Source organism: Acinetobacter sp. MYb191, from assembly GCF_037572605.1.
Lineage (GTDB): Bacteria > Pseudomonadota > Gammaproteobacteria > Pseudomonadales > Moraxellaceae > Acinetobacter > Acinetobacter johnsonii.
Genome location: NZ_JBBGZP010000021.1, coordinates 293,125 through 319,680, shown reverse-complemented (window position 1 = coordinate 319,680; position 26,556 = coordinate 293,125). Strand labels below are relative to the sequence as shown.

Below are 26,556 nucleotides of genomic sequence, written 5' to 3'. Positions count from 1 at the left end.
AGCAGCTTTTGTAGACTAAATTTAGCAAAAAAACTGCATTTTCCACGTTCTTATGGCGTTTTTTTATTAGTGGGGACGCATTTTTAGATTTCAATGCAATTTTATTTTCGGACCGACTTTTTTATTCATCAGGTCTTTTGCGGTCATCAGCCCAGCTTGGGTATAGCCATGTAAGGTGGCCTGATGGAGGCGATATAAAGAAACATACATGGTTTTTGCCAGCACGCCTTGCACATTGACTTGGCCCAGTAGCTCGCCGACAGCTTTATATTGACTGAGGGAAACCAAAGAGCCTTTGTCAGAAAATTTAAACATCGGCAAAGACTGATCACGAATGCGCGCTTTGAGCGCACGAACCAAAAAGGCCGCTTGTTGGCTGGCCACTTGAGCGCGTGGGCCAAGGACTGGTTCATCGGCTGCGGGCTGGCAATGAGCACAATCGCCAAAGGCAAAAATGTTGGGGTCGGAACGGGTTTGCAAAGTCGCATAGACTTTAAGGCGGCCAATCGCATCTTTTTGAAAGCCTTCAAGCGCATTTAAAACGAAAGGCGCTTTGATGCCCGCTGCCCAAACTTTAAGATCGGCATCGATTTGTGAGCCATTGGCAAAATAGACATGGTCTTTATCTAACTTGGCAACACGGTGATGGGTGAGGACTTCAACGCCAAGCTTTTCCAATTGAGTATGTGTGTGTGTTGCCATTTTAGTGGATAGGGCGGGAAGAATGCGATCCGCTGCCTCAATCAAGGTCACTTTGACTTTATTTGGGTCAATTTTATTGAGACCGTATTTAAAAAAAGTACTTTTCGCATGGACCAATTCGGCTGCAAGCTCGACTCCTGTGGCACCTGCACCAATAATCGCAATATTGAGTGCGCGTGTTTCGGGGCGGTTTTGTGCATCTAAATACAAATGTAGAAGGTCTTGCTGGAAAATTTCAGCTTGCTGGCGACTGTCGAGGAAGTGGCAGTAATGTTTAGCGCCTTCGGTCGCAAAGTCGTTAGAGGTCGAGCCGACTGCAAGGACTAAGGTGTCGTAGTTGAGTTCAAACTGCGTGGTTTCAGTGCTTTGTTTGGCATATTGGCGTGCTTCAAGTTTTACTTGCTTATGTTCTTGATCTAAGCCGACAAAACGACCCAAAACAAACTCATAATGATGTTTAGAGGCATGTGCAAAATAATTAATTTCTTCAACACTTGGGTTGAGTGTACCTGCCGCAATTTCGTGGAGTAAGGGTTTCCAGATATGAGTGAGGTTTTGATCGACGAGGGTGATTTTCACCCACTTGGATTTTGCGAAGCTGTCACCGAGTTGCGTTGCTAACTCTAGACCACCAGCACCACCGCCAATAATGACAATATGGTGTGGCACTTGTTCTGTTTGTACAGCCATATGAAGCAACCTATTTATTATTAAAAAAAGAAGATGACATTGAATATGCCATCTTCTTGATTTATTGATAATTAGATTGTCTTACAAGTTACATAAAGTATAAAACTCGGGATACTGCTCGAACTTAACCGAGTGTATAGGTTTTTACTTTAGGTTCATCGCTTGATAAAAATGGAAACAAGCTTTTGAACCAAAACATCAGTCGCTGGAAAATATTGGCTTCTTCAATTTGTACATCTTCTTCAATAGTAAACGTTTGAATGAGCTGATTGTTTTGATAAACCTGAACTTTTGCCAGTTGCATGACTTCAGCCAGCGGAGCGGTCAGCTTGTTTTGCAACACTTCAATATTGAAATGCGTTTTTGTGGACTCTAATGGATCAATGCGTTGTATAGTGCCATTGCCTGTATTGAGCATAATACGTTGGTTGGTCTGGTCAAAGGCATGTAAGTCAATGGCATATGGTTGATCGTACAGTGATGTGGTCACAATTTTCGGTTGCTTACTTTCCACTTTGAACATTTTCAATGTCGATTTGACTACAGGCAGCTCTGCGATAATTTGTTTATCTTTCAGTGCAACTTCGTTACGAGTATAGGTATAAGACAAATTCATGAGGTTATGTGCAACTTCAGCACGCTTTGCTGCACTTTCTGTACCTAAAACGATGACCACCAAGCGACGGTTTGGATTATCTGGATTCATGGTCGGGCGGTTTGCTGTCAGCGCTAAATTGTATCCTGCTGCTTTGGTATAACCTGTCTTTAAGCCATCTACCGTTGGGTCTTGTTTTAACAGAACATTGGTTGCACGGTGAAAGCGTTGGTTGTAGCTAAAACTTTGCTGTTTTGAATAGTATAAATAGTCTGGCGTTTCATTCACCAAGGCTTGGCCTAATAGCGCTAAATCATGTGCAGTCGAATAGTGCTCTGGCATGGTGATACCCGCAGGGTTTTGAAAATGAGTTTCAGTCATTCCCAGTGCTTTGGCTTCTTGGTTCATTCGTGCAACAAAGTTTGGAATATCACCCGAGATGCGTTCCGCTAAAGTCACTGCTGCGTCGTTGGCAGACATGACCACTAAACCCGCTAAAAGCTGATCCACAGAAATCTGTTCACCTTGTTTTAAGTACATTTGGGACTCATCCCACATCACAGTACTGACCACAGGTGTCGCGGTAAGAATTTCGCTCTTATTGAGCTTTCCTGCATTAATTTCTTTGAGTGCAATATACGCCACCATCATTTTGGTGAGCGAAGCGGGTGCACGTTGAACATGACTATTATGTTCTGCAATGACTTGCCCCGATTGGCTGTCAAAAACTGTCCAAGCTTGAGCTTCAACTGTTTCAGGAACAATATTGAGCAATGCCGCTTGAGTAAAACTTGAACATAAGGTGAAGAGTGTAGCGATGAAGTAGATGACAGCTTTCAATGAAATTCCCTAACCAAGCCATTCCGTGACTTTTAAACCTAAAACAGCTGCAAATGCTATGCCTTTTTTTCCTCAATGACCAGTCAAAAATGCAGACAAATGTGACTGTGACGCAAAACTGGCGTAAATAATGCTAAGCTAAGTTATAACTCATTTCATTTTATTTTGTATCGCCCATTATGTTGCATTATCAGATCGAATTTGACGATTATCGTCAGCACCTTATACACGTGACTTTACGTTTTGTAGCAGACCCAACACAGGTACTTTCATTACCAACTTGGATTCCGGGTAGTTACCTCATTCGCGAGTTTTCAAAGCATATAGAGTTGGTTCGTGCTTATGATGAAGAAGGGCGTTTGTTAGAAATTCAAAAATTTGAAAAGAATAAATGGCGTCTTTTTAATACCGATCATGAACTGATTACGGTTGAGTATGATGTCTATGCCTATGATCTGTCGGTGCGCGGTGCGTATGTAGATCAAACCCGTTTATATGTAAACCCCGCATGTGCTTGCTTAGGTTTGGAGGGTCAAGAGGACAAAGCAGTTGAAGTTGAATTGTTCCTTCCTGATGAGCTAAAACACTTCCAATTGGCCACTGGTATGGCTTCAAAAAGCCTCGTTAAAGGTCGTTTTACTTTAAAAGCCAAAAACTATGCCGAGTTGATTGATGCACCATTTGAGTTGGCAGAGCAGACGCGTTTTGGTTTTGAAGCTAATGGCATTCCACACGAGTTTGTGGTGTCAGGTAAACATGCCATGAATGCTGCACGTATGCAGCAAGACATTGAAAAAATCTGTGCAACAGAAATATCAATGTTTGGCTCAGCACCATTTTCAAACTACACCTTTATGACGATGGCAACAGCAAATAGTTATGGTGGTTTGGAGCATCCAAATTCAACCAGTTTGATTAGTCCACGTGAAGACTTACCAAAAGCCAATGAGCCTGAAGAGCCGTCTGAAGACTATCAACGTTTCTTAGGTTTATGTAGTCATGAATACTTCCACTCATGGTTGGTCAAATTTATTCGTCCTGAAAACTTTGTCAATTATGATCTCAACAAAGAAGGCTATACCTCTTTGCTTTGGATTTTTGAAGGTTTCACGTCTTATTATGATGACCTGATTTTACTGCGTAGTGGTGTGATTTCCCAAGCCTCATATATCAAACTACTCAAAACTCAGATTGATCGTTATTTACAAAATCCAGGTCGTTTTGTTCAGTCTGTGTCTGAATCTAGCTTTGATGCATGGGTGAAATTCTACCGTCAGGATGAAAACTCGAACAATGCAGGCACCAGCTATTACAACAAAGGTTGTTTGGTTGCCCTATGTTTAGACTTAGGTTTGCGCTTACGTGGTTCAAGTCTAGACGTGCTTATGCGTAAACTTTATGAGAACGCGCAAAAGGGTATGCAAGTACATGAGCGTACGATTGTTGAGTTGTGTAATGAACTGACAGGTGATAACTGGATTGAGCAAATCAATCATTTAATTAACACCACAGATGAGTTACCGCTGGATCAACTTTTCCCTGAGTTTGGTTTAAGCTATAGCCTGAAAAATGACAAGTCATTACCGTTAGGTTTAAAGCTTGTAGATAAGCCAGAAGGCGTCTTGGTGCAAAGCGCACGTCGTGATGGTGCTGCTGCTCAAGCTGGCCTTTCTGCCCATGATGTGATCATTGCGATTGATGGTCTCAAAGCAACGGTGAAACTGGTAGAAAAGTATGCCAAGCAAGAAGGTATATATAGCATTTTGGCATTCCGCCGTGATGAGTTGATGAGCTTTGACGTAAAAGCTGCTGGCTCAGAGCTGACTGAAGTTGAATTGAAAGTTGAAGACCAAGCAAAAGCAGAGAAGTGGTTCAAGGCTTAATCCTTTACCCACTTTATTTGATACTCTGTATAGACAAAAACCGATGCCTAGACATCGGTTTTTTTATGCGTTTATTTATTGCATTAACTACCACGGTAAGTGGAATAGCCATATGGGCTAATTAACAGCGGAATATGGTAATGATCCAATGAACCATCAATTACAAACACCACGGGCACTTCTGGAAAGAATGAGCGCTGATTTTTTTGGCGAAACCAATCACCCGTTTTAAAGGTAACTTTGTATACACCTTTTTGTAAGGTCGTATCTTTGGGATATAAATCATTGATTCGACCTTGGTCATCGGTCGTGCTTGAGCTGATTTCTGTCCATTTATCATTCTGTTGGGCTTCAAGTGTCACTTTGACATTGGCAGAAGGGAGACCATTTTCCAAATTCAGCACATGGATGCTCAATGGATTTTGAGCAAAACACCAAGAAGAAAAACCAAGTCCAATGAGCGGAAGCAGCATTTTTAGCATTGAATTGACCCTTACCGTTGCAGGAAAAAGATTCAGTTTAACCAACCATATAAAAATCATAGGTTTAAAAATGTAAAAATTGAGGAGTACGCGTAGAGGGTTTATGTATCAATATTTAAGCTTCGGCATGATGAATGGCTCTGCTGATTTAAATTTAGCGCTGAGAAAAGTCATGCTTATGCATGTAGGGCTACAAGACTGTAAAACGATTTGAAGACTGTATTATGTGAAAAGTATCTGTTGTTGTGGCTTAAATGAGGTAAATAACACATTTCGCTAAAAAATTTGTTTATTTGTTAAGCAAAAGCTAAAGCCTTGTGGAAAGGCGTAATTTTGAAAAACGAAGGCTGTAGTGGTATTTTCTGGCGAAATGTCGTTATCACTGGATATTACGTTGACTGGAAAGCCCTGAGGGACGATACTTTCAGGGTTTTATTCAAGCACATCGGTTCGCAGGGGTTGAGCCAGAAGCTCATCACCCTAAAAAACTCAATCTAACGCAAGGGGCTATATATGGCTGGTGGAAAGTCAACCATCATTTACACACTGACCGACGAGGCGCCATTGCTAGCGACTTATTCGCTACTGCCGATCATTGAGACCTTTACTAAACCTGCTGGTGTAGAGATCGTTAAAACTGATATCTCTGTTGCCGCACGTGTTCTCGCAGAATTCTCTGAATACCTAAAAGAAGAGCAAAAAGTCCCAGACAATCTTGCAGAACTAGGTCGTCTTACCCAAGATCCAGACACTAATATCATCAAACTCCCGAATATTAGTGCCTCTGTTGCTCAGTTAACAGCATGTATCAAAGAGCTTCAATCAAAAGGCTACGCGATTCCTGACTATCCTGAAAACCCAACCACTGAAGACGAAAAAGCGCTTAAAGCACGCTATGGCAAATGTCTTGGTTCAGCTGTAAACCCTGTATTGCGTGAAGGTAACTCTGACCGTCGTGCACCAGCTGCAGTGAAAAACTATGCGAAAAAACACCCACACTCTATGAGCGAGTGGAAGCAATGGTCTCAAACTCACGTTTCTCACATGGATGAAGGTGACTTCTACCACGGTGAAAAATCGATGACTTTAGACCGTGCACGTAATGTGAAAATGGAACTCATCACCAAGTCTGGTGAAACGATTGTTCTGAAGTCAAAAGTTGCACTTCAAGACGGCGAAATCATCGACTCAATGTTCATGAGCAAGAAAGCGCTTTGCGATTTCTATGAAAAAGAACTTGATGATTGTAAAGAAGCGGGCATTTTGTTCTCTTTACACGTGAAAGCAACCATGATGAAAGTTTCGCACCCGATCGTTTTCGGTCACTGTGTGAAAATTTACTACAAAGATGCTTTTGAAAAACACGGTAAATTGTTCGATGAGCTAGGCATTAACGTAAACAACGGTATGGCTGGTCTTTACGAGAAGATCGCAACTTTACCGACATCTTTACGTGAAGAAATCATCGAAGACTTACATGCTTGCCAAGAACACCGTCCTGCACTTGCAATGGTTGATTCAGCGAAAGGCATCACAAACTTCCATTCACCAAACGACGTAATTGTAGATGCTTCAATGCCTGCAATGATCCGTGGTGGCGGTAAAATGTGGGGTGCTGATGGCAAACCTTATGACTGTAAAGCAGTAATGCCTGAGTCAACTTTTGCACGTATCTACCAAGAAATGATCAATTTCTGTAAGTGGAACGGTAACTTCGATCCACGTACGATGGGTACTGTGCCTAACGTTGGTTTGATGGCGCAGAAAGCTGAAGAATACGGTTCGCACGACAAAACTTTCGAAATGTCTGAAGCGGGTGTTGCAAACATCACTGACCTAGAAACTGGCGAAGTGTTGATGACTCAAAATGTTGAGGAAGGCGACATCTGGCGTATGTGTCAGGTGAAAGATGCACCGATTCAAGATTGGGTAAAACTTGCAGTAAACCGTGCTCGTAACTCGGGTATGCCAGCAATCTTCTGGTTAGACCCATACCGTCCGCACGAAAATGAAGTGATCAAGAAAGTACAAAAATACTTGAAAGACCACGACACTGCTGGTTTAGATATTCAGATCATGTCTCAAGTACGTGCAATGCGTTATACACTTGAACGTGTAGCGCGTGGCCTAGATACGATTTCTGTAACGGGTAACATCCTACGTGACTACCTGACTGACTTGTTCCCAATTATGGAACTTGGTACTTCAGCGAAAATGTTGTCTATCGTTCCGTTAATGGCGGGCGGTGGTATGTACGAAACTGGTGCGGGTGGTTCAGCGCCTAAACACGTACAACAGCTTGTTGAAGAAAACCACTTACGTTGGGATTCTTTAGGTGAGTTCTTGGCGCTTGCTGTTTCTTTAGAAGAGCTAGGCATTAAAGAAGATAACGCTCAGGCGAAACTTCTTGCGAAGACTTTAGACCAAGCGACTGGAAAATTACTTGATAACGACAAGTCTCCATCACGTCGTACTGGCGAGTTAGATAACCGTGGCAGCCACTTCTATTTAGCGAAGTTCTGGGCTGAAGCGCTTACTGCACAAGATGAAGATGCTGAGTTGAAAGCGAAGTTTGCTCCACTTGCGAAAGCACTTGCTGAAAACGAAGACAAGATCATTGCTGAACTTGCTCAAGTTCAAGGTCAAGCTGCTGACATCGGTGGTTACTATGCTGTAGATACAGCTAAAGTAAATGCTGTAATGCGTCCAAGTGAGACTTTGAATGCTGCACTTGAAGCGATCTAAGTCAAAACTAAATCGGTAAATTTACCGATGAAGTGAAAAAAGCCGATGCATATGCGTCGGCTTTTTTACAACAATACTCGATGCTTTCTATTTAAAAAATTTGATGATGTTTTTTAATATCAGATGTTTGTTATAACTATAATTTAATAATGTTTGAGTGATTTAATTGAGCGATGAATAAAAAGAGCCTGATTTTTGGGATATTAGTGACAGCTATTTGGTTCATTGGAATTTATGGTTTTACTCAAAGTAATGGTTATAGTTTACCAATGGAATTAAATGCTTTGGGTGATTTTCTTGCTGGTATTTTTGCACCTGTTGCTTTCTTCTGGTTAATTCTAGGGTATGTTCAGCAAGGTAAGCAGTTAGATCAAAATACGAAAGCTCTAGAACAACAAGAAAAGGCGTTGCAATTTCAGATTGAAGAGATGAGGGAAAGCATTAATCAACAAAAGAATGTAGTTACTCATTTAAATCAAAGAAGTAAAGAAGAAAAATCTAAAGTACGCCCTTTAATAGAATTCAATAGATTTTTGTGTCAAAGAATTGGTGAAGATAAATATCGCTTACATTGTGAGATGTATAATCGCGGTACTGGAGATGCTATTAATATGAAAATTTTATGAGGTGGAGTATCTACAAAACCTATAAAGATAGCTGTAAATAATGTTGAAAAAATGGAGTGGGATCTAAGAAGAAGAGGGATGTTTGAGGATAATGAGGTGCTAGAGGAGCATCTTGATTTAGAATATGAAAATGTTTTAGGTGATCTAATTGTGATATCAAAAAAATAATGATTAAAAATGTTAAAGGAAGTCAAACTTATATAGTTGAGATAGAATAAAAGCCCACGTTCGTGGGCTTTAAAATACTTAATTTTTAACGACCATTACGTCCGCGGCCACGTGGAGCTTTCGTATTAGGACGTGTTGTACCATTGGTTTTACGTTTTGGTTTCTCACTTTCATCCATTTGCCAAATACGCTTTGTACCTGACTTTTTCACAGAACCATCTTTGTTCTTACGAACCATAGGCTTACCACCTGTACCACCCGGTTTTTTCACATAAGAGCGCGAACGGTAAGGTTCTTCAGCAGGAATGTTTTGAAAGTCAGGGTATAAAAGTGGTTCGATTTCTTTGGATTCACCTGGTTGTAAACCCATTTGAACCAAATCAATTGCACCAATTTTAGTACGGATTAAACGTAAAGTAGGAAAACCTACAGCAGCAGTCATGCGACGTACTTGACGGTTACGGCCTTCACAAATTGAAATTTCGACCCAAGAAGTAGGCACAGACGCACGGAAACGTACAGGAGGATCTCGCTCCCATAACCACTCAGGTTGTTCAACTTTAGATGCTTCAGCAGGCAAAGTCATACCATCTTTAAGTTCCACGCCTTTACGCAACTGCTCCAGCGCTTCTTCAGTTACATCACCATCGACCTGAACCAAATACGTTTTAAATTTTTTATTGGCAGGGTTAGTTATGTATTGGTTTAAACCACCATGGTCGGTTAAAAATACCAAGCCCTCAGAGTCCATATCCAAACGACCAGCCAAGCGCAAAGTAGAGTCGCTGACAAAGTCAGACATCGTCATATGTGCTTCATCTTTACGGAACTGGGAGAGGACGTCATAGGGCTTATTCAGGATGACGATTTTCATAGTCAATAACTTCTGTAATTACATAAAATAAGAAATATCAAGATTTATTTAATAGAGAAATGTAGTTATTTCTCGTATAAATCTCAAAAACAGCGGAATTCGATTAAGCTATTATGCGATAAGAAGAGTGGAAAGTATTGTCTATCGGCAATTATTTTTTAAATTTACTAATTATAATAAAAGGGAGCGCCTGCAAAATGGGTTATCAGAAGATCATCGTTCCTGCGGATGGTAGTAAAATTACCGTAAAAGCAGATTTATCATTAAATGTTCCAAATCAACCGATTATTCCTTTTATTGAAGGCGATGGTATTGGTGTCGACATTACACCAGCCATGAAAACTGTAGTAGATGCTGCAGTACAAAAAGCATATGGTGGTAAACGCTCGATTGAGTGGATGGAAGTCTACTGCGGTGAAAAAGCCAATAAAATTTATGGCTCTTATATGCCAGAAGAAACTTTTGATGCGCTACGTGAGTTTGTGGTTTCAATTAAAGGCCCTTTAACTACACCTGTTGGTGGGGGGATTCGCTCTTTAAATGTGGCGCTACGCCAAGAATTAGATTTGTACGTCTGTGTACGCCCTGTACGTTGGTTTGAAGGGGTACCATCACCTGTTCAGCATCCTGAACTGACCGACATGGTTATTTTCCGTGAAAACTCAGAAGATATTTATGCAGGAATCGAGTGGAAAGCCGACTCTCCTGAAGCGAAGAAAGTGATTAAGTTCCTCAAAGAAGAAATGGGCGTGACTAAAATCCGCTTTGAAGATAACTGTGGTATTGGGATTAAGCCTGTATCGAAAGAGGGAACGCAGCGTCTTGTGCGTAAAGCGATTCAATTTGCGATTGATAATGATAAGCCGAGTGTGACCTTGGTTCACAAAGGCAATATCATGAAATATACCGAAGGGGCGTTTAAAGAGTGGGGCTATGAACTTGCGATGGATCGTTTCGGTGGTGAGCTCATTGATGGTGGGCCATGGGTAAAAATTAAAAACCCAAAAAATGGTAAAGACATCATCATTAAAGATGTGATTGCCGATGCATTCTTGCAGCAGATTTTAATGCGTCCTGCGGACTATTCAGTGATTGCGACTTTAAACCTGAATGGTGACTATATTTCTGATGCATTGGCTGCAGAAGTTGGAGGGATTGGTATTGCGCCGGGTGCGAATATTGGTGGGGCGATTTCTGTTTATGAAGCCACGCACGGAACAGCGCCAAAATATGCCGGGCAAGATAAAGTCAACCCTGGCTCCATTATTCTTTCTGCTGAAATGATGCTACGGGACATGGGCTGGGTAGAAGCGGCAGATTTGATCATTAAGGGGATTTCAGGGGCAATTGAGGCGAAAACAGTCACTTATGATTTTGAGCGATTAATGCCAAATGCAACCTTATTGCGTTGTTCAGAGTTTGGTGAAGCCATTATTGCAAATATGGAATAAGCTTTAAGCTGAATCGGTAGAAACCCGCACATGCTGCGGGTTTTCTTTTGTTGACTTGAAAATAGCTGTGGAAATAGGTTTGTAATGTAAAACTAGGTTAAAGGATTCGTGCTTTCAGTGAGTATAGGTAAGGTCAAATAAAACGGAGAGTTGATTCTTAACCATAATTTATATATGTAATTACAATGAAGTACTTTGATACAGCTTATAGCTTGGGTTTTTAGCTGAGTGATGTATGGTGGTCTTTGTCGAATGTTACGGCAGATGATAAAGGAGTAGTCTCATGGCTAATCAACAAAATCAACAGCAGAACAATCAGCAGCAACGTCAACAACAACCGAATCAACCGCAAGAACAACCAGACCAGCAACAACAGCAACAACAACCCAAACCAAATCAAGGCCAGCAAAAACAGCCGAATCAAAACCAACCGAACCCAGATCAGCAACAACGCTAGGCGTATTGCTATTTCATGAACGAATGTTAAAGGCATTTCAAGGAAGAATCGATCAAAGGGAGTTGAACCAAAGGAGGACCCTATGTCGAATAATGTTGTGAAAACATTAAAACAGAAGATCAAAGCACGTTTAAAAAAGATCTCTAAGCATCAGTCTAAGCTGAAAGCCTTAGAGAAAAAACTGAAGAAGCATAAGTAGTTTTACGTGGTTTATTCGAAGCAAAGCCCTCATTTTATATGAGGGCTTTGCCGTTACATATATAAGATATCTTTCAATATATGAGGCATTTAGTATGAAAAGTAATTTTATCTTATTTTAATATCTAAAAATTAGCTGAGTAGTTGAATCATGTCTCGTTTAGTTCTGAGTGGAGCTATTTTAAGTACAAGTCTGCTGATGAGTGGATGTCAGCCACCCGCTTCGGGTGAAGCAGCAGGTTTGAGTTATCCATATTTATATTGGCAGTTATATAAGACACCTTTAGAGAAAAACTTAAATGTGCCTGTACAAGGTGTAAGCCATAAGCAGATACAAGATACTTGGGGGGCAGCACGTGGTCAGGGACGAAAACATCAAGGTATTGATATCTTCGCTAAACGTGGTACACCTGTCTTAAGTGCTACATCAGGCATTGTCTTGGATGTCGGCCTCAATAGTCTAGGTGGACAAGTAGTATGGGTAATGGGACCAAACTTAAGCCGTCACTACTATGCACATTTAGATGCTTATGCGCCTGATATTCAAACGGGTGATTGGGTTGAAGTGGGAGAAGTATTGGGCTATGTCGGGAACACTGGCAATGCCAAGAATACGCCACCACATTTGCACTATGGAATTTATAGGACTGGGAAAGGAGCTGTGAATCCTTATCCATATTTAACTTTAAACGCATTGAAATAACCGAGCTTTGATCTACAGCTGTAAAAGTTCGAATGCGTGAATTGTATTGGTGATAGAAGGCACATCAATTGGGTACTTTTATTATTCTTACATTGTTCATTTGTGTTATTTAGAGGTAAGTTAAAAATATCATAGGTATTTAACATGGACGGCCCTCTATAACGGAACCTACTAACCTAAGTAGGTTACAACTCTTTTTCGATTTCCTTCTATGTGAAGGATTAAAAGGCCTCTTTTTTAGTTGTTGGATTGGAGATGGATGTCGTACGGGTAAAGTAAAATAGTTGCAATGTTCCTAAACCGAGGACTCCCGCAGCAAGCATAAACTGAAAGTGATATGACCAACCCAAATGCTGAAAGGTACTAAAACTTAAGCCACCGACCAGCTGTACCGTTGCAAAGCTAAGTGTCGCCATACTCCACAGTTTTTTATAGGCCAAGCCGTAGAGTTGTAAGATGGTGTAGGAGGTGAGAAAGACTACCGCAGGGTTCAGTAGTCCTGTGAGAAATGAAGACAGGAGTGTAAATACAGGCGAAAAACTCAGAACCGCAATAAAAACTGCCACAATATAGACACTGTATAAAATCTTTAAAGCCAGAAAGTTACCAAATTTACGTGCTAAAGCATAAGCTGTCGCTGCACCTAGAGCGCTGCCTAAGCCATATAAAATCCAGTTAAAATTGATCCAATATAAATTCAGCGTTAAGACATGGCTTAAATAATCAATCCAAAACAAAGAATGGGGAATATACGCAAAGGCGCTGCAGGCATAAACAATGAGTAAGCTATAGTAAATTTTATTCACTGTATGAGTCTGGGGCTGGCTTGTAGGGATACTGTGTAGTTGCTTTTGGAAAGGGCGAACCAATATCCATAATAACCATGTAATGACAAATGCAAAGCCACAGAGAATGAACCATGCGCTACTGATTGCAATACGGTCTAAATACGGCATAAACAGCGTGGCTGCCAATACGCCAATCCCAATTCCACTAAATCCAATGAGATTAATTTTAAAACGGTGCTGTAACTCACTGCACTGTGCCACAATACTGGGTGATAGAATCATCAGCAAACCACCGCCGATACCTGAAATGATACGCCACACCAAATACCAAACTTCGTTAAAATGCGCAAATGCACAGGCAAACAGGCTGATTGAACCAAAGAGCGCAGCAAAAATGATATAGATCGGCATTTTTGCATTTTGTGGCAATTTCATTGCCCAAAATGCTCCGATCAGATAGCCCAGCAGATTGGCGCTACCGAGCAAGCTGGCGAAATTGTGTGACCATTCATAGGCTTCACGAGTGGACGGCAGTAGCGCGGTATAAGAAAAACGTAAGATACCAATTCCCAAGCACATACTCAGGCAGAGAAAGAGACTTAGTTGTACGGTGCTTGAGAACGTCCTGTTCATTCTAATTTGACTATTTGTTTAAAAAACACACTTGAACTATAAGATGAAATTTACAATAAAACAATCGAGTGATGTTCGCCTTTAGTCGAGCGGAATAAAGGCGAAGTCAATTTACTCTGTGTCTTTAACTGTATTGATATCCACTGCATCACCAATGGTATAAAAATGTCCGCCTGCAACATGATGGATGCTTTTCCATTCATCTGCGGCTTCATGGTAGTACCAATGGCCATCTCTAAAAACACGATCATCTGCATAAGCGGCAATGACTTTGCCAATAAACAAGTCATGCTGCTGCTGATTATGCGGTTCAGGAATGAGTTCACACAGAATCCATGCACTACAGCCTTCAACCACTGGAATTGGGCTGTGACCAAACTGAAAAAGTTCGACCCCACACTGACGTAACTTTTCAGGTGCATCATATTGACTGATCATGCCCAGTGCGTAGACCATTTTCAGCTGTTTAAGTGTAGGGACTTGCAGCGCAAATAAACCTGATTTTTCAATAATACTGCGGGTTTTTGTCGACTTATCGAGTACGACCGTCACTTTGGCTGGGCTAAACTCTAGGGCGCATGCCCAAGCCGCAGCCATGACATCGGTGCTTTCATCATCTTGACTGGAAACCAGCACGGTTGGGCCGTGGTTGAGTAGCCGATATGCTTTTTCTAAAGGGACGGGCAGAATGTGAGGATTAAGCAAAGATTGATTCATGTAAAAGAACACTTTAACAGCCGTTTAAATGCTTTATACCACATTCTAAAACTGCCAATTCAGTCTAAATTTGTACATTCAGCGTGGAATATGGCGCAAAACAGTAAGCCCGTTTAAATTTTGATTTATAATTATGACAGCATCATTTAGGGAAACAATATGAATATCCCCTTAATCGTCAATGTCATCATTTTTATTGCATTGCTTTTTTTACTGGGCCAAACCCGTAAAACCGATTGGAGTTTAGCGAAGAAAGTACTGGCAGGTCTCTGTCTTGGTATTGTTTTTGGTCTCGCTTTACATGGGTTTTATGGTACGCATTCGCCTGTACTGCAAGAGTCGGTACAGTGGTTTAATTTGGTCGGTAAGGGCTATGTCAAACTACTACAAATGGTGGTGATGCCTTTGGTATTTGTTTCCATTTTAGGCGCTGTGATTAAGCTGCACGATGCAGGTTCATTGGGTAAAATTAGTTTTATCAGTATTGGGACTTTGCTATTTACTACAGCGATTGCTGCATTTGTCGGTGTGGTGGTGACCAATCTGTTTGGCTTAACTGCGGCAGGTTTGGTCCAAGGCACACAAGAAACTGAACGTTTAAATACGATTCAAACTGACTATGTCGGGCAAGTCGCTGACTTGCAAGTGCCTGATTTATTTCTGTCATTTATTCCGAGCAATCCTTTTGCCGAGCTGACTGGGGCACATCCAACGTCCATTATTAGTGTAGTCATTTTTGCAGTGTTTTTAGGCATTGCAGGCTTGAACCTAATGAAAGCGGATGCTGAAAAAGGGCAAAAGCTGTTGTCTGCAATTGATATCTTGCAAGCGTGGGTCATGAAGTTGGTGCGTCTAATTATGATGCTCACTCCTTATGGTGTATTCGCACTCATGACCAATATTGTGGCCAACTCTAAAATGGCGGACATCTTAAACTTAGGTGGTTTCTTGGTTGCGTCTTATATTGGCTTGGCGATTATGTTTATCGTGCACGCCGTGATTTTGGCGCTCACAGGTGTTAACCCAATTCAGTTCTTTAAAAAGGTTTGGCCTGTGCTGACCTTTGCGTTTACCAGCCGTTCAAGTGCTGCGAGTATTCCTTTAAATATTGAAGCGCAAACACGACGTCTGGGCTTACCAGAGTCGATTGCCAGCTTTTCAGCATCATTTTGTACGACCATTGGGCAAAACGGCTGTGCGGGGCTGTATCCTGCGATGTTGGCCGTTATGGTTGCACCGACAGTGGGTATTAATCCGCTCGATCCACTTTGGATTTTGACTTTGGTTTGTGTCGTGACCTTGAGCTCGATTGGGGTGGCTGGTGTAGGTGGTGGAGCAACATTTGCAGCACTGATTGTCCTGCCGATGCTGGGCTTGCCTGTGACTTTGGTTGCACTGCTTATTTCAATTGAGCCTTTAATTGATATGGGGCGTACTGCTTTGAATGTGAATGGTTCTATGACCGCAGGTGTCGTGACCAGCCAAGTCTTAGGTCAAACGGATAAGCGTATTTTTGAGCAAGACAATGTGGACTTAAAAGAAGTCTAAGCTGAGAAATATATAGCTTATGAACTGAAAAGAAGCCTATCTTAATGATTAGGCTTCTTTTTATTGGGCGTGTATCCATAAATGACTAAAAACTGTATCTATTTTTTTGCGCAGTTTTTTGCAAAATAAAGCTTCAATTTAGGAGAAAAACGATGAAAATGTATCAAGTCGATGCCTTTACAACTGAATTATTCAAAGGTAATCCTGCCGCTGTGATTGTGCGTGATGAATGGTTAGCAGTAGATTTGATGCAGAATATTGCCTTGGAAAATAATTTGGCAGAAACGGCTTTTGTGAAAGTGATTGATGCTGAAAACTATGAAATTCGTTGGTTCACTCCTCAGGTTGAAGTGGACTTTTGTGGGCACGCGACTTTAGCCAGTAGTTTCGTCCTGTTTCGGGATTATACCGATGCCAAACGTATCCAGTTCCATGTGAAAGACTTGGGTATTTTTATCATTGATCAAGACATTGATGGCAAGATTCATATGAATTTTCCAATTCGTGCACCTCAAAAGTTAGAAGACTATCCTGCGGAAATTCATGAATTGGTCGATTGTGAAATTAAAGAAGTCTATTTAAACCCACAGGCTTATATTTTAGTGTGTGAGTCTGAGCAGGCCGTTAAGGATGCCAAACCGAACTTAGATAAAATTCGTCAACTGGCAGAAAAGCATAAAGTCAGTACTGCTATTACTGCTGAAAACTTGGATGTTACCCTGACCTCAACATCTCAAGACTATGATTATATCGCGCGTTATTTCGCACCGCATAAAGGCATCAATGAAGACCCTGTGACAGGCTCCATGCATACAGGTCTTGCACCACTATGGGCGGAGAAGTTGGGTAAAACCTCATTGATTGCCTATCAGGCATCGAGCCGTGGTGGATTACTGTACTGTGATATTCAGTCTGAAACGCGAATCCAAATTTCTGGCTATGCCAAGTTATATATGACGGCTGAACTTTACTTAGATTAAGTTGTAATTCTCTTAAATTAAAACTACTGGTGAAAAATAAGCATTGATTAAAATGCTATTTTTCACCAAATTACTATAAAAATAATTTCACTTTCCTCTATGATGTTGAGAATCATTCATATTTTGTCGAATTATTTGGAAAAATAATGTTAATGCGTTTTAAAACATTGAGTTTGTCGGTATTGCTACTTGGCTTTGGGGGCACAGTATGGGCACAACCCATATTGGTAAAATCGGAACAGAAAATTGAAGAATATAAATTAGATAACGGTTTACGCATTATTCTTGCGCCAAATGATAAAGAAAATAAAGTGTATATGAACATGGTCTATTTGACTGGTTCATTGAACGACCCAAAAGGTAAGGGCGGTTTAGCGCACCTATTGGAACACTTAGCGTTCAAGGGGACTAAAAATGTTCCAGGGGACGAGTTTCAACGCCGTTTAGATCAATACGGTTTAATGAATAATGCCAGCACGGACTATTATTCAACCAAATATATTAATGTAGTTCGTCCTGAACAAAATGCGATTAATGAGCTGATTAATCTTGAAGCCGAGCGTATGGACGGCTTGGTGCTCCAAGAAAAATATGTACCATCTGAAATCGCGATTGTAAAACGCGAGCGTGAAGTCCGTATGGATCAGCCTTTTTCGGTACTCATGGATCAGATGTGGAAGTCTGCTTATGGTAATCAATATTTAGGGCGTTTACCGATTGGTGATTTAAACGAGTTACAGTCAATCAAAATGGCTGAACTGAATAAGTTTTATCGTGACTGGTATGCACCGAATAATGCGGTATTTGTCATTTCGGGTAAGTTTGATCAAGCTGCTGTACTGAAGCAGATTGATGAAAAGTTTAGTGCGATTAAAGCGCGCGCTGTGCCTGCGAAAGTTAAGGTGCCTGTCTTAGATGCCAGTAAGATTAAAGAACGCCAGTTTGTGGTGAAAAAAGGCAGTAATTTCGCCAAATATAATATCTATCTGAATGGTAAAAATGAGAACATTAAGACTGCGCTGGCGGTGTCACCGTATTTATACACCATGCAACCAAGTGGACATTTGTACCAAAGCATTGTAGAAACGGGAACGGCGACAGCTGTTCAGTCGACCACATGGTTAGACCAAGATTTCAATATGGTGTTTATGGGCGCAGTTTATGCACCCAACCATGATGTGAAAAAAGTCGAGTCGGCTTTGGTTGCTGGAGTAGAAAAGACACCAAGCTTCAACGAGATTGAGCTCAACCGTGTGAAGAGCATGATTAAAAATGCCCAAGAAAGCATGTTCAGCAGCGCAACGGCAGTCGGTGGTATGCTCAGTGACTACGTGGTTTCTGCCAATGGTGATTGGACACAATACTTTAAAGATCAGCAACAGTTACAACAGCTCAGCGTTACTGATGTGAACCAACGTTTAGATGACTTTTTAGTACCCGAGCATCGTATTTCAGGCACTATTTTACCGACCCCAGAAGATCAGAAAAAAGCACTTGAACAAGCGGCAGCAGCGACCCCAGCAAAAACTTTAGACCAACAAGCCGTGGCTGAAGAACCATTGAAAGATGTCAGTGCGTATAAGGCAGAAGTGGCTGGATATGTAAAAAGTTCAAAGCAGTATTTAGAAAGTGCTGAAAAACAAATTCAGCGTGGTAAGTTAAAAAATGGCATGCAATATGCGCTGTACCCAAGTACCACGCGTGATGATAAGACTTATGCCACCATTTCGATTGATTTTGGTACTGCAGAAAGTTTGTTTAATAAAGCAGAGTTATTAGATCTAACTTCTTATTTACTGCTCAGAGCTTCAACTCAATATAGTTTGCAAGATATTGCAGATCATTCGATCGATGCGGGCGGTGGAGCAAGTGCCTCAAGTAATGGCAATGGGATTAATATTTCAATCGTGGCGAAGAAAGAAAAATTTGATGAATTTTTTAACTTCGTGATTGATGTCCTTAAAAATCCAACCTTTGAACAAAGCCAGTTTGATTTGATTAAGTCACAAAGCTTAGCAAGTCTAGACCGACCGTATACAGAACCTGAAACTGTAGCAGCTTTAACCATTGCTCGTTTACTTGAAACTTATCCAATAGGGGATATTCGACATCACTTCGAGCCTGAATATGTCAAGAAGCAGTATCAGGCCGCAACACAAGGACAGGTGAAACAGCTGTATCAGCAGTTTTTTGCAATGAATCATGCACAAATTTCGGTAACGGGTGTGATTGATACGAAAAAGATGAAAAAGACTTTAAATCAGACTTTTGCAAACTGGAACTCGGCAGCGCCTTATCAGCGGATTACTTCTGACTTTACTGCATATAAAGCGCAGCGTGTACATGCACTGTCAGAGCAGCGTGAGTTTGGTAGCTATCAGAGCATTATGACGTTCCCTGTGGGCACATACCACCCAGATGCACCTGCTTTACAGGTACTTGAGCACATCTTAGGTGAGTCGCAGTTATCATCTCGTTTGGCGCAAGAGCTACGTGAAAAGAATGCCTTGGTCTATGGTTTTGGCAGCAGCATTTCGCTGGATGACTGGACGGAGTCAGGAGCGCTGACGATTGATGCAAACTATAGCGCAGGCAAATCGGCTCAAGTGTCTCAAGCGGTCTATAAAGTGTTGAATGAGTTACTGGCAAAAGGCGTTACTGAACAGGAAGTGGAAGCTGCCAAGGCCGATATTTTGAAAAAGCGTGTGACTGCACTTGAAGATAGTCGCAATATCCATCGCATGCTGATTCCTCAAATGAAGCGCAATCGTACTTTACTGGATCGCGAACAGCGTGATTTAGCATTGGCAAAAATTGGCAAAGCCGATGTTGATGCGGTGATTCAGAAGTATATTAAGCTGGATCAGTTGGTTGAAGTGATGGCTGACCAATATGGCAAAGCGCAACCAGCGCTGAAAAAGTAAAGATTTCAGTTTTCATCCAAAAAGAACCCCTCAAAATTGAGGGGTTCTTTTTGTTATAGCTTTTAGGAATTAGTTTTCTTATTTTTTCAATTAAAGCCGATAAAACTGTTTGGCATTGTGATGGAATACGCGCTCTAAAGCATCAGGGTCATAGGCTGCGACGACATCACTAAATGCATCGATAATATTCACTAACGATGTACTGACCGAATCCATTGGAAAGTTAGAGGCAAACATCACCCGATAGGTTCCAAAACAGGCGAGGGCATGTGTAATCAAGGGATGCGCAAGGTCAAAGACTTCTTGTTTGGACGCCAGTCGGTCTTCTTTATGAAAACGATGTCCTAATACAGGCATGAAGAGTCCTGACATTTTGGTATAGACGTTTGGACAGCTTGCAAGCTCAGCTAAGTCGTCTTTCCAACGAAAGAAAATATTTTCCCGCGCCGTTTGTGTCATCCCTGTATTTTCACCAATTGGGCCAAATAAACCTGCGGGTGTACCCAAATGATCCAGCACAATGGAAGTTTCTGGGAACTGCTTGGCCAGATAAATTACATCTTCAAGCTGTGTCGAATAAACCCAAGCATCAAAACTCAAGTTGTATTGGGACAGTACTTCGAAGCCTTTGAGAAATTTTTTATTGCGATATAACTGTGGCTCATCTGTCCACGCATGGATTTGTTTGTCTTCATGAAAAGACGCCATTTTACGAATACCACGAAAGTGTGGTGAAGCTTTATGGTGCAATTTTAGGATCTTTTTAAAGTTCCGATCACGTGGGTCAGCTGTTGCGACAATGCCACCCAATTTGACGGTATCTACCCCAAAAGCTAAAGACTCGATAAACTGAGTTTCCTCAACCACACCTTTGCCTTTGCTGTGATGCCAACTGGCTTCAACATGTACCACTTGTTCGACTGTGTATGGGCCAGTATCGAGTTTATAGTCTTGGGGCAAATAAGGACGTGTAATATGACGGGTTAGACCGATGGTTTCAATCAGGTCTTTAGGTTTCACCAAACGAACCATTTTGTCCAAAAGCTTAGGATGCTTACCCAATAATTTGACTGCCAAAGCCGCTGCATGTGGCGTGTTATAGGGGTCCCACTGGTGGATGTGTGGATCGATGAGTGCAAAGTCCAAATGCTGCATGTTCTTCCCTAAGTCATATTCCTTAGCGATTACCTTACTGTAAATTGAGGTGTTGCAACATTGTATTTCGTTTCAAATATGACGAAATGAAAAAAGCCTGCACGAAGCAGGCTTGGATTGATCAGTGATCGTGTTTGTGGTCATGCTTATTGGCATGAAATTCTTCGTTATGACGGAAACGAAGGTAGTTCTCAAACTGTTCACAATATTCGTCATAGTTGTCTTCAAGCATCATTTGGAACTGCTGCAAAATATAAGACATTACTTGTTCTTTGGCCTCACGCATTTCATCGCCATCTTTAAAGTTGTTGGCTGCCACCCATGTGTTAAAACGGGCTGTACCAAACAACATCGCAGCACTCACTTGGCCACGTATTTCAGCAGGTTTCACTTGTGAACCTTTTTCAGTGCGACAAAAATCGTTTGCTTGCTTAATAAATTCATCTGCACGTTCAAAAAAAGCAGCATTCAACGCTTCTTCTTCGGTTACATCTGTTGCTTCAATCTTCTGAACCATGAACTTGTCCTAAAATACATAAATAACTCAGCCTGCATTATAGGCAAAGCCTTGCAGAAACTAAACCTTTGCCTTAATCTAAAAATAGCCTAAGCAATAAAATAGAGAATATCCATGCAAGACGCGATTGCGGTACAAAGTTTAAAAAGTGATATTGCCTTATTGCGTCAAAACATTTGGCCACCACAAAATTTAGCCAATGTTGAAGGCTTACCAATCTATTACGGCACGAAAGCGGAAGTCGAGGACTACTATCTTCAGTGGACGGGTTTGATTGAGCGGGCGCAAGACTTGTTCCAACCCTTTATGGAAGAAGAGGTATTGGATGCAATTCATTTACCTAGTCATTTGAACTTACCGCTGTTTTATTTTCATGTCGATCGTATTCGGATTAATAAAACCCGCGCCAAAGAGTCTAAAAGTTTTCGCGGCATTGCGAGCTTAATTGAAAAATGCGGACAATTTGAACCAGAACAGGTGCAGGCTATGCGCGCTTGGTTGGACAGCGATGATAATGCCGCCTTGGTTGCGCATAGGGAGTTTATTGACCTCAGAACCTATGTGTTTCAGCATGGGCAGAGTGAATATACCCGTACCCGATTTTATGTAAATGGTATCGTGTTAAGTACCGAAGCACACTTTGAATTGGTAGATGCTCGAGACAAACTACGTAAACAGCGCAGTGATAGCTATAACGACCCCTTAGCAGATAACAATACGTGGAAGGTGTACGGAAAGTATCGTTAACTTAGGTATAGACAGGGAATTCACCTATAGAAGAACTTTTCGCTGCTGATCTATATTTTAATTTAAAAGACTATTTCAGCTTTTGGGTTTGACTGAACAGCCTGAGCTCTTGTTCAACCAATTTCAACATTCTATTTTTTTCCGCGGCGATCCATCCTGTGGCAAAACTATAGGCAGCATCGGGTTCTGTAGCTTGTTGAAATAAGGCATCTGCAACCACCAAATCATTATAGTGCCCCAAGCTTTCTTGAACCGCTTTAAGTTTTTTCAAATAGATTTTTAAAGCTTTTGCATCAAGTAAAGACGCCACAAACTCAATGCTATAACGCAGTTGTTTGACTTGTTTGCGAATACGGTGTTTTTTTTCATCCTCAAGTTGGCTAAAGTGCTCGGCATGCGCGCGTATTTTATGGTGTAAAGCTTGTATCACTTTGAGTGCATGTTTTTTCAGTTTGCTTTTTGAAGGCGAAGCTAGTTCTTGCTCTGTAAATAAAATTAATTCAAGCCAAAGTTGCGTCGTTTCTGGTCGTTGGAACAGGGCACAGACATCAGTGATGGCTTCTGTACTTGGAGCAAGATGGTCTAAAGGATAACCAGCCTCAATCAGTTGGGGGAGTAAATCTTCATTTAAGGCATCGATGTCACGTGTTCCACCTAAGGCTTGAAAAATAGTGGTGAGTTCCGCTTTCCAGTGTGGTTGAATGGCGTCCGACCATGCAGCAAAACTTTTCAGTGCGGTACGTAAGCGGCGGATTGCCACGCGGGCTTGGTGGACATGCTCAGTGGAGTACTGCTGTCGAGCAATTGAACTGGCATTGGGAAGTAAGTGCTGTAAGCAATTGGCTACTATGCTTTGTAGAGCCTCAACTTCGCTTGAGCTTCTGTTCAGTACAAGAGGTGTTTGATACTGCGCAGAAAAGGAACTTTGCTGACGAACAGCTAGAAGGCCATAGTCAGATTTACTGTGTGTGTCGAGACTCAGTTGGTATTTTTGAACCCAAGGTCGTATAAATGCGATTAAATCTTCTATCGATCCTTGTTTTAATTCAAATTCGATTTCGAAAATATCAACACTGTTTTGTTCTTTAAAAATTTTGCCAATATCGAGAGCAATTTCAACTGTACTACTTCCAACATCCTGCAAAACGCGTAAACGTTGGATCTTGGTTTCAAAGAGCAATTCAAGGGTTGGAAGTGGAAGCCCCAAAGCGCGTTTTAATTTTTTGTAGATAGCGGAATAATCTTTTTTATAGTTATCTAAGTCGAGTGTAGTCGTCTCAGGTGGCGCTATACCAAATTAAAGTTCAAAGCGACTCAATGCTTTTGCGGTATTCACTGCTTTGAAGGTTTGTTTCCATTCATTATTTTCCTGACGACGTCGAATCGCGATGCAATGATTAGCAAGCGTTTGATCCGCTGTATCAAAGTATTGGGCTGCCAAATGAATCGGCTCAGCCTTGAGCAGTGTAAAAGCTTTTTGCAAGGCCTTACGCTTCTTAACTGGAACTTGAAACTTAAACTCAATCTCTTGCATAGCCCATGACTCATGACAACCTACGTTTTACTATATGCTAAATTGAATAAAAAAAAGACAAATTTTAAATGTGTATAAGCTAAAAGAGCCGAAATAGTGGGCTAGATGTCATTTTTAAAATAATGAAGTGGAGTTTTAAAAGTATACAAGGGTGACTAAGTACTGATGGTTGCCGTGAAGTGACTATAAATTTACATTGAGCAGAAATGTATAGCATTACTTTTTAAGAATAAAAATGAATATAAAGCCTGCATTATTTTGATAATAGGCCGTTTTGTCATAGATAAATTAGTGGTTTGGATATACCAATCACGATTTTCTATCATGGTTTTGGGGCTTAGAAGGCCTTGTCGAGGATGGATAGCAGTCATATATTTAACATGACTGCTATGGTATACAGAGCGTTATTTTAAGAATTTACGGCTAACTAAGAACTGTTCTGTCGCCTCTAAAAGCTTATCGGCATAAACTTCAAGCTTTGCCGTGAGCCAACCCAAAACAAACCAATCACTGGCTTCAAGTTCGGTCTGTTGAATATATGCAGCTGAAGTCGCCAAGATTTGATATTCATGTGCAGCTTGTTGGGCATCATTCAACGCTTTACTGTATTTCTGCAAATTTTTCACATCATAAATTGACGTTAAAATAGGAAAACTAAACTTCAACTCCTTAATTTTCTGCGCCAATACATCTAAGCTTTCAAAGTGGCTAATATCTGCAGCATTTAAGCTTTCTTGTAGCTGTCGATATTGGTTTTGCAGGGTGTTGTGTGCATAGGTTTTTAAATCCTGCTTTTGCACCTGATCATGTAAACTTAAACTAAAGGTCAATAATTCAAGATAATGATGTACGTTCTGCGTCGATTTAACTAAATTTCCAAGCTTTTCTTGAGCATATAAAATGTCTTTGGCAAGATTTTCTGTAGTGGTTGGATTCTGAAGAAAAGCGCCTAAGGTACTTTGCATATGCTGCAAATGTTGTAAATGATCAAACTGATGCTTAAATGCGGCAAGTTGCATCGCCCATTTATCAGAAATATTGCTATTCCAGTCTTTAAACAAAGCCAAGGTTAGTTGTAAGTGCTCTAAAGCGGTTTGTGCTTGATCAATATGGATTTGCTCTGCAACACCTGCTGAAATTGCGGCAATATTCGGCAGTAAATGCTGCATTTGCTGACCAATCAACAAACTCAGGTTATGTGCCGCACTTTCTTTTTTCGATAAGACAAACTCTTTTTCAAAACGTGCTGGACTTACGGTTTGTTCAAGTGCCAGTAGATTACCCATTTCGGCTTTGCTGCGGACATCTAACCACAGTTGATACTTCTTCACCCATTCAAAACTAAAAGCCAAAAGCGACTGAACAGAGCCTGATTTGAGTTCAAACTCTACCTCATGGATGGTCTGTTCTCGACCAGATGCACGAACCACACCAACATCCAAACAGACTTCAATTTCAGCATCTTCAAACTCAATGACGCGATAGGTACGTTGGATGTCCGTTTCAAAAGTGAGCTTTAACGCAGCCGCGTCCACTCCTAAAGCTTGGGTTAAAATCTGTTGAGCCTCTGGAATAGCTTCATAAATGCTTAAGTCCAGTTCAGGAGATGACTCTAACTCACCCAAATTATGATTATGTTCAAAACGGTGTAAATGACTTTTACCTGCGGCTTTGAGTGTTTGAATCCAGCAAGTGCCTTCAAGACGCTGACGCAAAGCAGCACCATGTTGGGCCAAGAGGCGATCAGGAGTATCAAAATACTTGGCTTGAAGTTGAATCGTTTCAGATTTTTTAGGATCTAATGCTTTAAGAAGGGCGGTACGTCGTGTTTCGCTAATCTGAAATTTTAATTCAATTTCAACCATGAAAAATTCCTAATTTGAGGGGCTAGGTCAGTGCCAAGCCTTTATGTATTTAGATGCATGATCTGTAGTTTGTTTTTATGTGCGCTAAAGGCACACCAATGGACCACTGGATTGTAGCGAAAAAGAGACAGTATGTAAGACTTGACGACACAATAAAACAAAGTTGCAGTGCGAGATTGATCAAAAAACAATTCTGTTTTTAGTGGAAGCGCTCCCAGAGGCGATTGCACTTTGCAGACTGCATATTTTCAGCTATGTTGGTAAAAAACCATCAGGATGATGACAGATGAATGCTCAGGTTGAACCGAAACAAGAACACGATCCTGAACCTAATTTTCAATTGCCGATTAAGGACTATCACCAGTTTTATCGTTTTTATCTAACAGAGCACCGCAACATCATGAGTCGTCGGCTACACGTCGTGGGTAGTTCGATTGGGCTGTACTTTTTCTCTAAAGCCATACTTAAACGCAAGCCGAGTTATTTTATATACGGCTTAGTCTCTGGCTATGCCTGTGCGTGGGTAGGTCATTTTGTTTTTGAAAAAAATAAGCCAGCTAGTTTTAAACAGCCTTTGTATAGTTTTATTTCTGACTGGCGCATGTTTTCCGATGTTTTACGTGGAAATTTAAGCTTACAAGATCGTGCTTTGGATAAAATTCCAAGTTAGTGAAGCACTTTGTGACTTCATCATGAAAGTTTTATGAAAAGCTTGAAATTAACAGTTGCAAAGT

At 41.1% G+C, this 26,556-nt stretch carries 22 protein-coding genes; 11 read left to right on the top strand and 11 right to left on the bottom strand.

Going from position 1 to position 26,556, the window contains the following annotated elements; genetic code table 11:
- Window positions 1-90 precede the first annotated feature (90 nt).
- Together WH214_RS15265 and WH214_RS15260 are read right to left on the bottom strand one after the other, a co-directional pair.
- Complete coding sequence (locus WH214_RS15265) at window positions 91-1,392, bottom strand: NAD(P)/FAD-dependent oxidoreductase (RefSeq protein WP_339422572.1); 1,302 nt, start codon at window positions 1,390-1,392, stop codon at window positions 91-93.
- A 124-nt stretch (window positions 1,393-1,516) separates the two neighbouring features.
- Window positions 1,517-2,827: a D-alanyl-D-alanine carboxypeptidase PBP6B gene (locus WH214_RS15260; RefSeq protein ID WP_339422573.1), complete on the bottom strand. Its 1,311-nt coding sequence runs from the start codon at window positions 2,825-2,827 to the stop codon at window positions 1,517-1,519.
- A 179-nt stretch (window positions 2,828-3,006) separates the two neighbouring features.
- Between WH214_RS15260 and WH214_RS15255 the strand changes: the two genes are divergently transcribed.
- The gene (locus WH214_RS15255; protein ID WP_339422574.1) at window positions 3,007-4,710 is read left to right on the top strand and encodes a M61 family metallopeptidase; all 1,704 of its coding nucleotides are present in this window, start codon (window positions 3,007-3,009) and stop codon (window positions 4,708-4,710) included.
- A gap of 83 nt (window positions 4,711-4,793) precedes the next feature.
- Here WH214_RS15255 and uraH read toward each other — a convergent pair whose 3' ends face one another.
- Window positions 4,794-5,192 (bottom strand): hydroxyisourate hydrolase, encoded by a 399-nt coding sequence (uraH, locus tag WH214_RS15250; RefSeq protein ID WP_259233757.1) that lies wholly within the window; start codon window positions 5,190-5,192, stop codon window positions 4,794-4,796.
- Window positions 5,193-5,705: 513 nt separating this feature from the next.
- On the opposite strand from uraH, the gene WH214_RS15245 reads away from it, so the two are divergent.
- The gene (locus WH214_RS15245) at window positions 5,706-7,937 is read left to right on the top strand and encodes an NADP-dependent isocitrate dehydrogenase (protein ID WP_004696733.1); all 2,232 of its coding nucleotides are present in this window, start codon (window positions 5,706-5,708) and stop codon (window positions 7,935-7,937) included.
- A gap of 173 nt (window positions 7,938-8,110) precedes the next feature.
- Window positions 8,111-8,563: a hypothetical protein gene (locus tag WH214_RS17010; RefSeq protein WP_445206374.1), complete on the top strand. Its 453-nt coding sequence runs from the start codon at window positions 8,111-8,113 to the stop codon at window positions 8,561-8,563.
- Window positions 8,564-8,816: 253 nt separating this feature from the next.
- Here WH214_RS17010 and WH214_RS15235 read toward each other — a convergent pair whose 3' ends face one another.
- Window positions 8,817-9,605 carry a pseudouridine synthase gene (locus tag WH214_RS15235; protein ID WP_339422575.1) on the bottom strand — a complete coding sequence of 263 codons (789 nt, stop codon included), beginning with the start codon at window positions 9,603-9,605 and terminating at the stop codon, window positions 8,817-8,819.
- 197 nt (window positions 9,606-9,802) lie between these two features.
- Here WH214_RS15235 and icd point away from each other — a divergent pair, with 197 nt between their 5' ends.
- The 3 genes from icd to WH214_RS15220 all read left to right on the top strand — a co-directional run bounded on the left by icd (window position 9,803) and on the right by WH214_RS15220 (window position 12,414).
- The gene (gene icd, locus WH214_RS15230; RefSeq protein WP_339422576.1) at window positions 9,803-11,056 is read left to right on the top strand and encodes an NADP-dependent isocitrate dehydrogenase; all 1,254 of its coding nucleotides are present in this window, start codon (window positions 9,803-9,805) and stop codon (window positions 11,054-11,056) included.
- Between the two features lie 283 nt (window positions 11,057-11,339).
- On the top strand, window positions 11,340-11,513 hold the full coding sequence (locus WH214_RS15225) for a hypothetical protein (RefSeq protein WP_004696738.1): 174 nt from the start codon (window positions 11,340-11,342) through the stop codon (window positions 11,511-11,513).
- A 349-nt stretch (window positions 11,514-11,862) separates the two neighbouring features.
- Window positions 11,863-12,414 carry a M23 family metallopeptidase gene (locus WH214_RS15220; protein ID WP_286406967.1) on the top strand — a complete coding sequence of 184 codons (552 nt, stop codon included), beginning with the start codon at window positions 11,863-11,865 and terminating at the stop codon, window positions 12,412-12,414.
- A 221-nt stretch (window positions 12,415-12,635) separates the two neighbouring features.
- Here the strand turns inward: WH214_RS15220 and WH214_RS15215 are convergent, their stop codons facing one another.
- Together WH214_RS15215 and WH214_RS15210 are read right to left on the bottom strand one after the other, a co-directional pair.
- On the bottom strand, window positions 12,636-13,835 hold the full coding sequence (locus WH214_RS15215; protein ID WP_339422577.1) for a YbfB/YjiJ family MFS transporter: 1,200 nt from the start codon (window positions 13,833-13,835) through the stop codon (window positions 12,636-12,638).
- A 111-nt stretch (window positions 13,836-13,946) separates the two neighbouring features.
- On the bottom strand, window positions 13,947-14,552 hold the full coding sequence (locus tag WH214_RS15210; protein WP_339422578.1) for a flavin reductase family protein: 606 nt from the start codon (window positions 14,550-14,552) through the stop codon (window positions 13,947-13,949).
- A 159-nt stretch (window positions 14,553-14,711) separates the two neighbouring features.
- Between WH214_RS15210 and WH214_RS15205 the strand changes: the two genes are divergently transcribed.
- The 3 genes from WH214_RS15205 to WH214_RS15195 all read left to right on the top strand — a co-directional run bounded on the left by WH214_RS15205 (window position 14,712) and on the right by WH214_RS15195 (window position 20,004).
- On the top strand, window positions 14,712-16,100 hold the full coding sequence (locus tag WH214_RS15205; protein WP_339993706.1) for an L-cystine transporter: 1,389 nt from the start codon (window positions 14,712-14,714) through the stop codon (window positions 16,098-16,100).
- A 152-nt stretch (window positions 16,101-16,252) separates the two neighbouring features.
- On the top strand, window positions 16,253-17,080 hold the full coding sequence (locus WH214_RS15200; RefSeq protein ID WP_339422580.1) for a PhzF family phenazine biosynthesis protein: 828 nt from the start codon (window positions 16,253-16,255) through the stop codon (window positions 17,078-17,080).
- A gap of 146 nt (window positions 17,081-17,226) precedes the next feature.
- Window positions 17,227-20,004, top strand: a complete 2,778-nt coding sequence (locus tag WH214_RS15195; RefSeq protein WP_339422581.1) for a M16 family metallopeptidase — start codon at window positions 17,227-17,229, stop codon at window positions 20,002-20,004.
- A gap of 90 nt (window positions 20,005-20,094) precedes the next feature.
- On the opposite strand, the gene WH214_RS15190 is transcribed toward WH214_RS15195, so the two are convergent.
- Window positions 20,095-21,159, bottom strand: a complete 1,065-nt coding sequence (locus WH214_RS15190; protein ID WP_339993704.1) for an amidohydrolase family protein — start codon at window positions 21,157-21,159, stop codon at window positions 20,095-20,097.
- A 121-nt stretch (window positions 21,160-21,280) separates the two neighbouring features.
- On the bottom strand, window positions 21,281-21,676 hold the full coding sequence (locus tag WH214_RS15185) for a DUF3144 domain-containing protein (protein ID WP_078424984.1): 396 nt from the start codon (window positions 21,674-21,676) through the stop codon (window positions 21,281-21,283).
- Between the two features lie 114 nt (window positions 21,677-21,790).
- On the opposite strand from WH214_RS15185, the gene WH214_RS15180 reads away from it, so the two are divergent.
- Entirely contained in the window at window positions 21,791-22,423 is a 633-nt protein-coding gene (locus WH214_RS15180) for a hypothetical protein (protein ID WP_339422582.1), read from the top strand.
- Between the two features lie 70 nt (window positions 22,424-22,493).
- Here WH214_RS15180 and WH214_RS15175 read toward each other — a convergent pair whose 3' ends face one another.
- From WH214_RS15175 to WH214_RS15165, 3 genes are all read right to left on the bottom strand, one after another.
- Entirely contained in the window at window positions 22,494-23,630 is a 1,137-nt protein-coding gene (locus WH214_RS15175; protein WP_339993702.1) for a CHAD domain-containing protein, read from the bottom strand.
- A 90-nt stretch (window positions 23,631-23,720) separates the two neighbouring features.
- Window positions 23,721-23,957, bottom strand: coding sequence for a CYTH domain-containing protein (locus WH214_RS15170; RefSeq protein WP_339993700.1), 237 nt, complete (start codon window positions 23,955-23,957; stop codon window positions 23,721-23,723).
- 404 nt (window positions 23,958-24,361) lie between these two features.
- Window positions 24,362-25,822, bottom strand: a complete 1,461-nt coding sequence (locus tag WH214_RS15165; RefSeq protein ID WP_130235079.1) for a CYTH domain-containing protein — start codon at window positions 25,820-25,822, stop codon at window positions 24,362-24,364.
- Between the two features lie 286 nt (window positions 25,823-26,108).
- On the opposite strand from WH214_RS15165, the gene WH214_RS15160 reads away from it, so the two are divergent.
- Window positions 26,109-26,492 (top strand): DUF962 domain-containing protein, encoded by a 384-nt coding sequence (locus WH214_RS15160; protein WP_339422584.1) that lies wholly within the window; start codon window positions 26,109-26,111, stop codon window positions 26,490-26,492.
- Window positions 26,493-26,556 lie beyond the last annotated feature (64 nt).

Bases quoted from the DNA above. Each gene is read 5' to 3' on its own strand.
- WH214_RS15265 (WP_339422572.1), bottom strand. From the start codon at position 1,392: ATGGCTGTACAAACAGAACAAGTGCCACACCATATTGTCATTATTGGC.
- WH214_RS15255 (WP_339422574.1), top strand. From the start codon at position 3,007: ATGTTGCATTATCAGATCGAATTTGACGATTATCGTCAGCACCTTATA.
- uraH (WP_259233757.1), bottom strand. From the start codon at position 5,192: ATGCTAAAAATGCTGCTTCCGCTCATTGGACTTGGTTTTTCTTCTTGG.
- WH214_RS15245 (WP_004696733.1), top strand. From the start codon at position 5,706: ATGGCTGGTGGAAAGTCAACCATCATTTACACACTGACCGACGAGGCG.
- WH214_RS17010 (WP_445206374.1), top strand. From the start codon at position 8,111: ATGAATAAAAAGAGCCTGATTTTTGGGATATTAGTGACAGCTATTTGG.
- WH214_RS15235 (WP_339422575.1), bottom strand. From the start codon at position 9,605: ATGAAAATCGTCATCCTGAATAAGCCCTATGACGTCCTCTCCCAGTTC.
- icd (WP_339422576.1), top strand. From the start codon at position 9,803: ATGGGTTATCAGAAGATCATCGTTCCTGCGGATGGTAGTAAAATTACC.
- WH214_RS15225 (WP_004696738.1), top strand. From the start codon at position 11,340: ATGGCTAATCAACAAAATCAACAGCAGAACAATCAGCAGCAACGTCAA.
- WH214_RS15220 (WP_286406967.1), top strand. From the start codon at position 11,863: ATGTCTCGTTTAGTTCTGAGTGGAGCTATTTTAAGTACAAGTCTGCTG.
- WH214_RS15215 (WP_339422577.1), bottom strand. From the start codon at position 13,835: ATGAACAGGACGTTCTCAAGCACCGTACAACTAAGTCTCTTTCTCTGC.
- WH214_RS15210 (WP_339422578.1), bottom strand. From the start codon at position 14,552: ATGAATCAATCTTTGCTTAATCCTCACATTCTGCCCGTCCCTTTAGAA.
- WH214_RS15205 (WP_339993706.1), top strand. From the start codon at position 14,712: ATGAATATCCCCTTAATCGTCAATGTCATCATTTTTATTGCATTGCTT.
- WH214_RS15200 (WP_339422580.1), top strand. From the start codon at position 16,253: ATGAAAATGTATCAAGTCGATGCCTTTACAACTGAATTATTCAAAGGT.
- WH214_RS15195 (WP_339422581.1), top strand. From the start codon at position 17,227: ATGTTAATGCGTTTTAAAACATTGAGTTTGTCGGTATTGCTACTTGGC.
- WH214_RS15190 (WP_339993704.1), bottom strand. From the start codon at position 21,159: ATGCAGCATTTGGACTTTGCACTCATCGATCCACACATCCACCAGTGG.
- WH214_RS15185 (WP_078424984.1), bottom strand. From the start codon at position 21,676: ATGGTTCAGAAGATTGAAGCAACAGATGTAACCGAAGAAGAAGCGTTG.
- WH214_RS15180 (WP_339422582.1), top strand. From the start codon at position 21,791: ATGCAAGACGCGATTGCGGTACAAAGTTTAAAAAGTGATATTGCCTTA.
- WH214_RS15170 (WP_339993700.1), bottom strand. From the start codon at position 23,957: ATGCAAGAGATTGAGTTTAAGTTTCAAGTTCCAGTTAAGAAGCGTAAG.
- WH214_RS15165 (WP_130235079.1), bottom strand. From the start codon at position 25,822: ATGGTTGAAATTGAATTAAAATTTCAGATTAGCGAAACACGACGTACC.
- WH214_RS15160 (WP_339422584.1), top strand. From the start codon at position 26,109: ATGAATGCTCAGGTTGAACCGAAACAAGAACACGATCCTGAACCTAAT.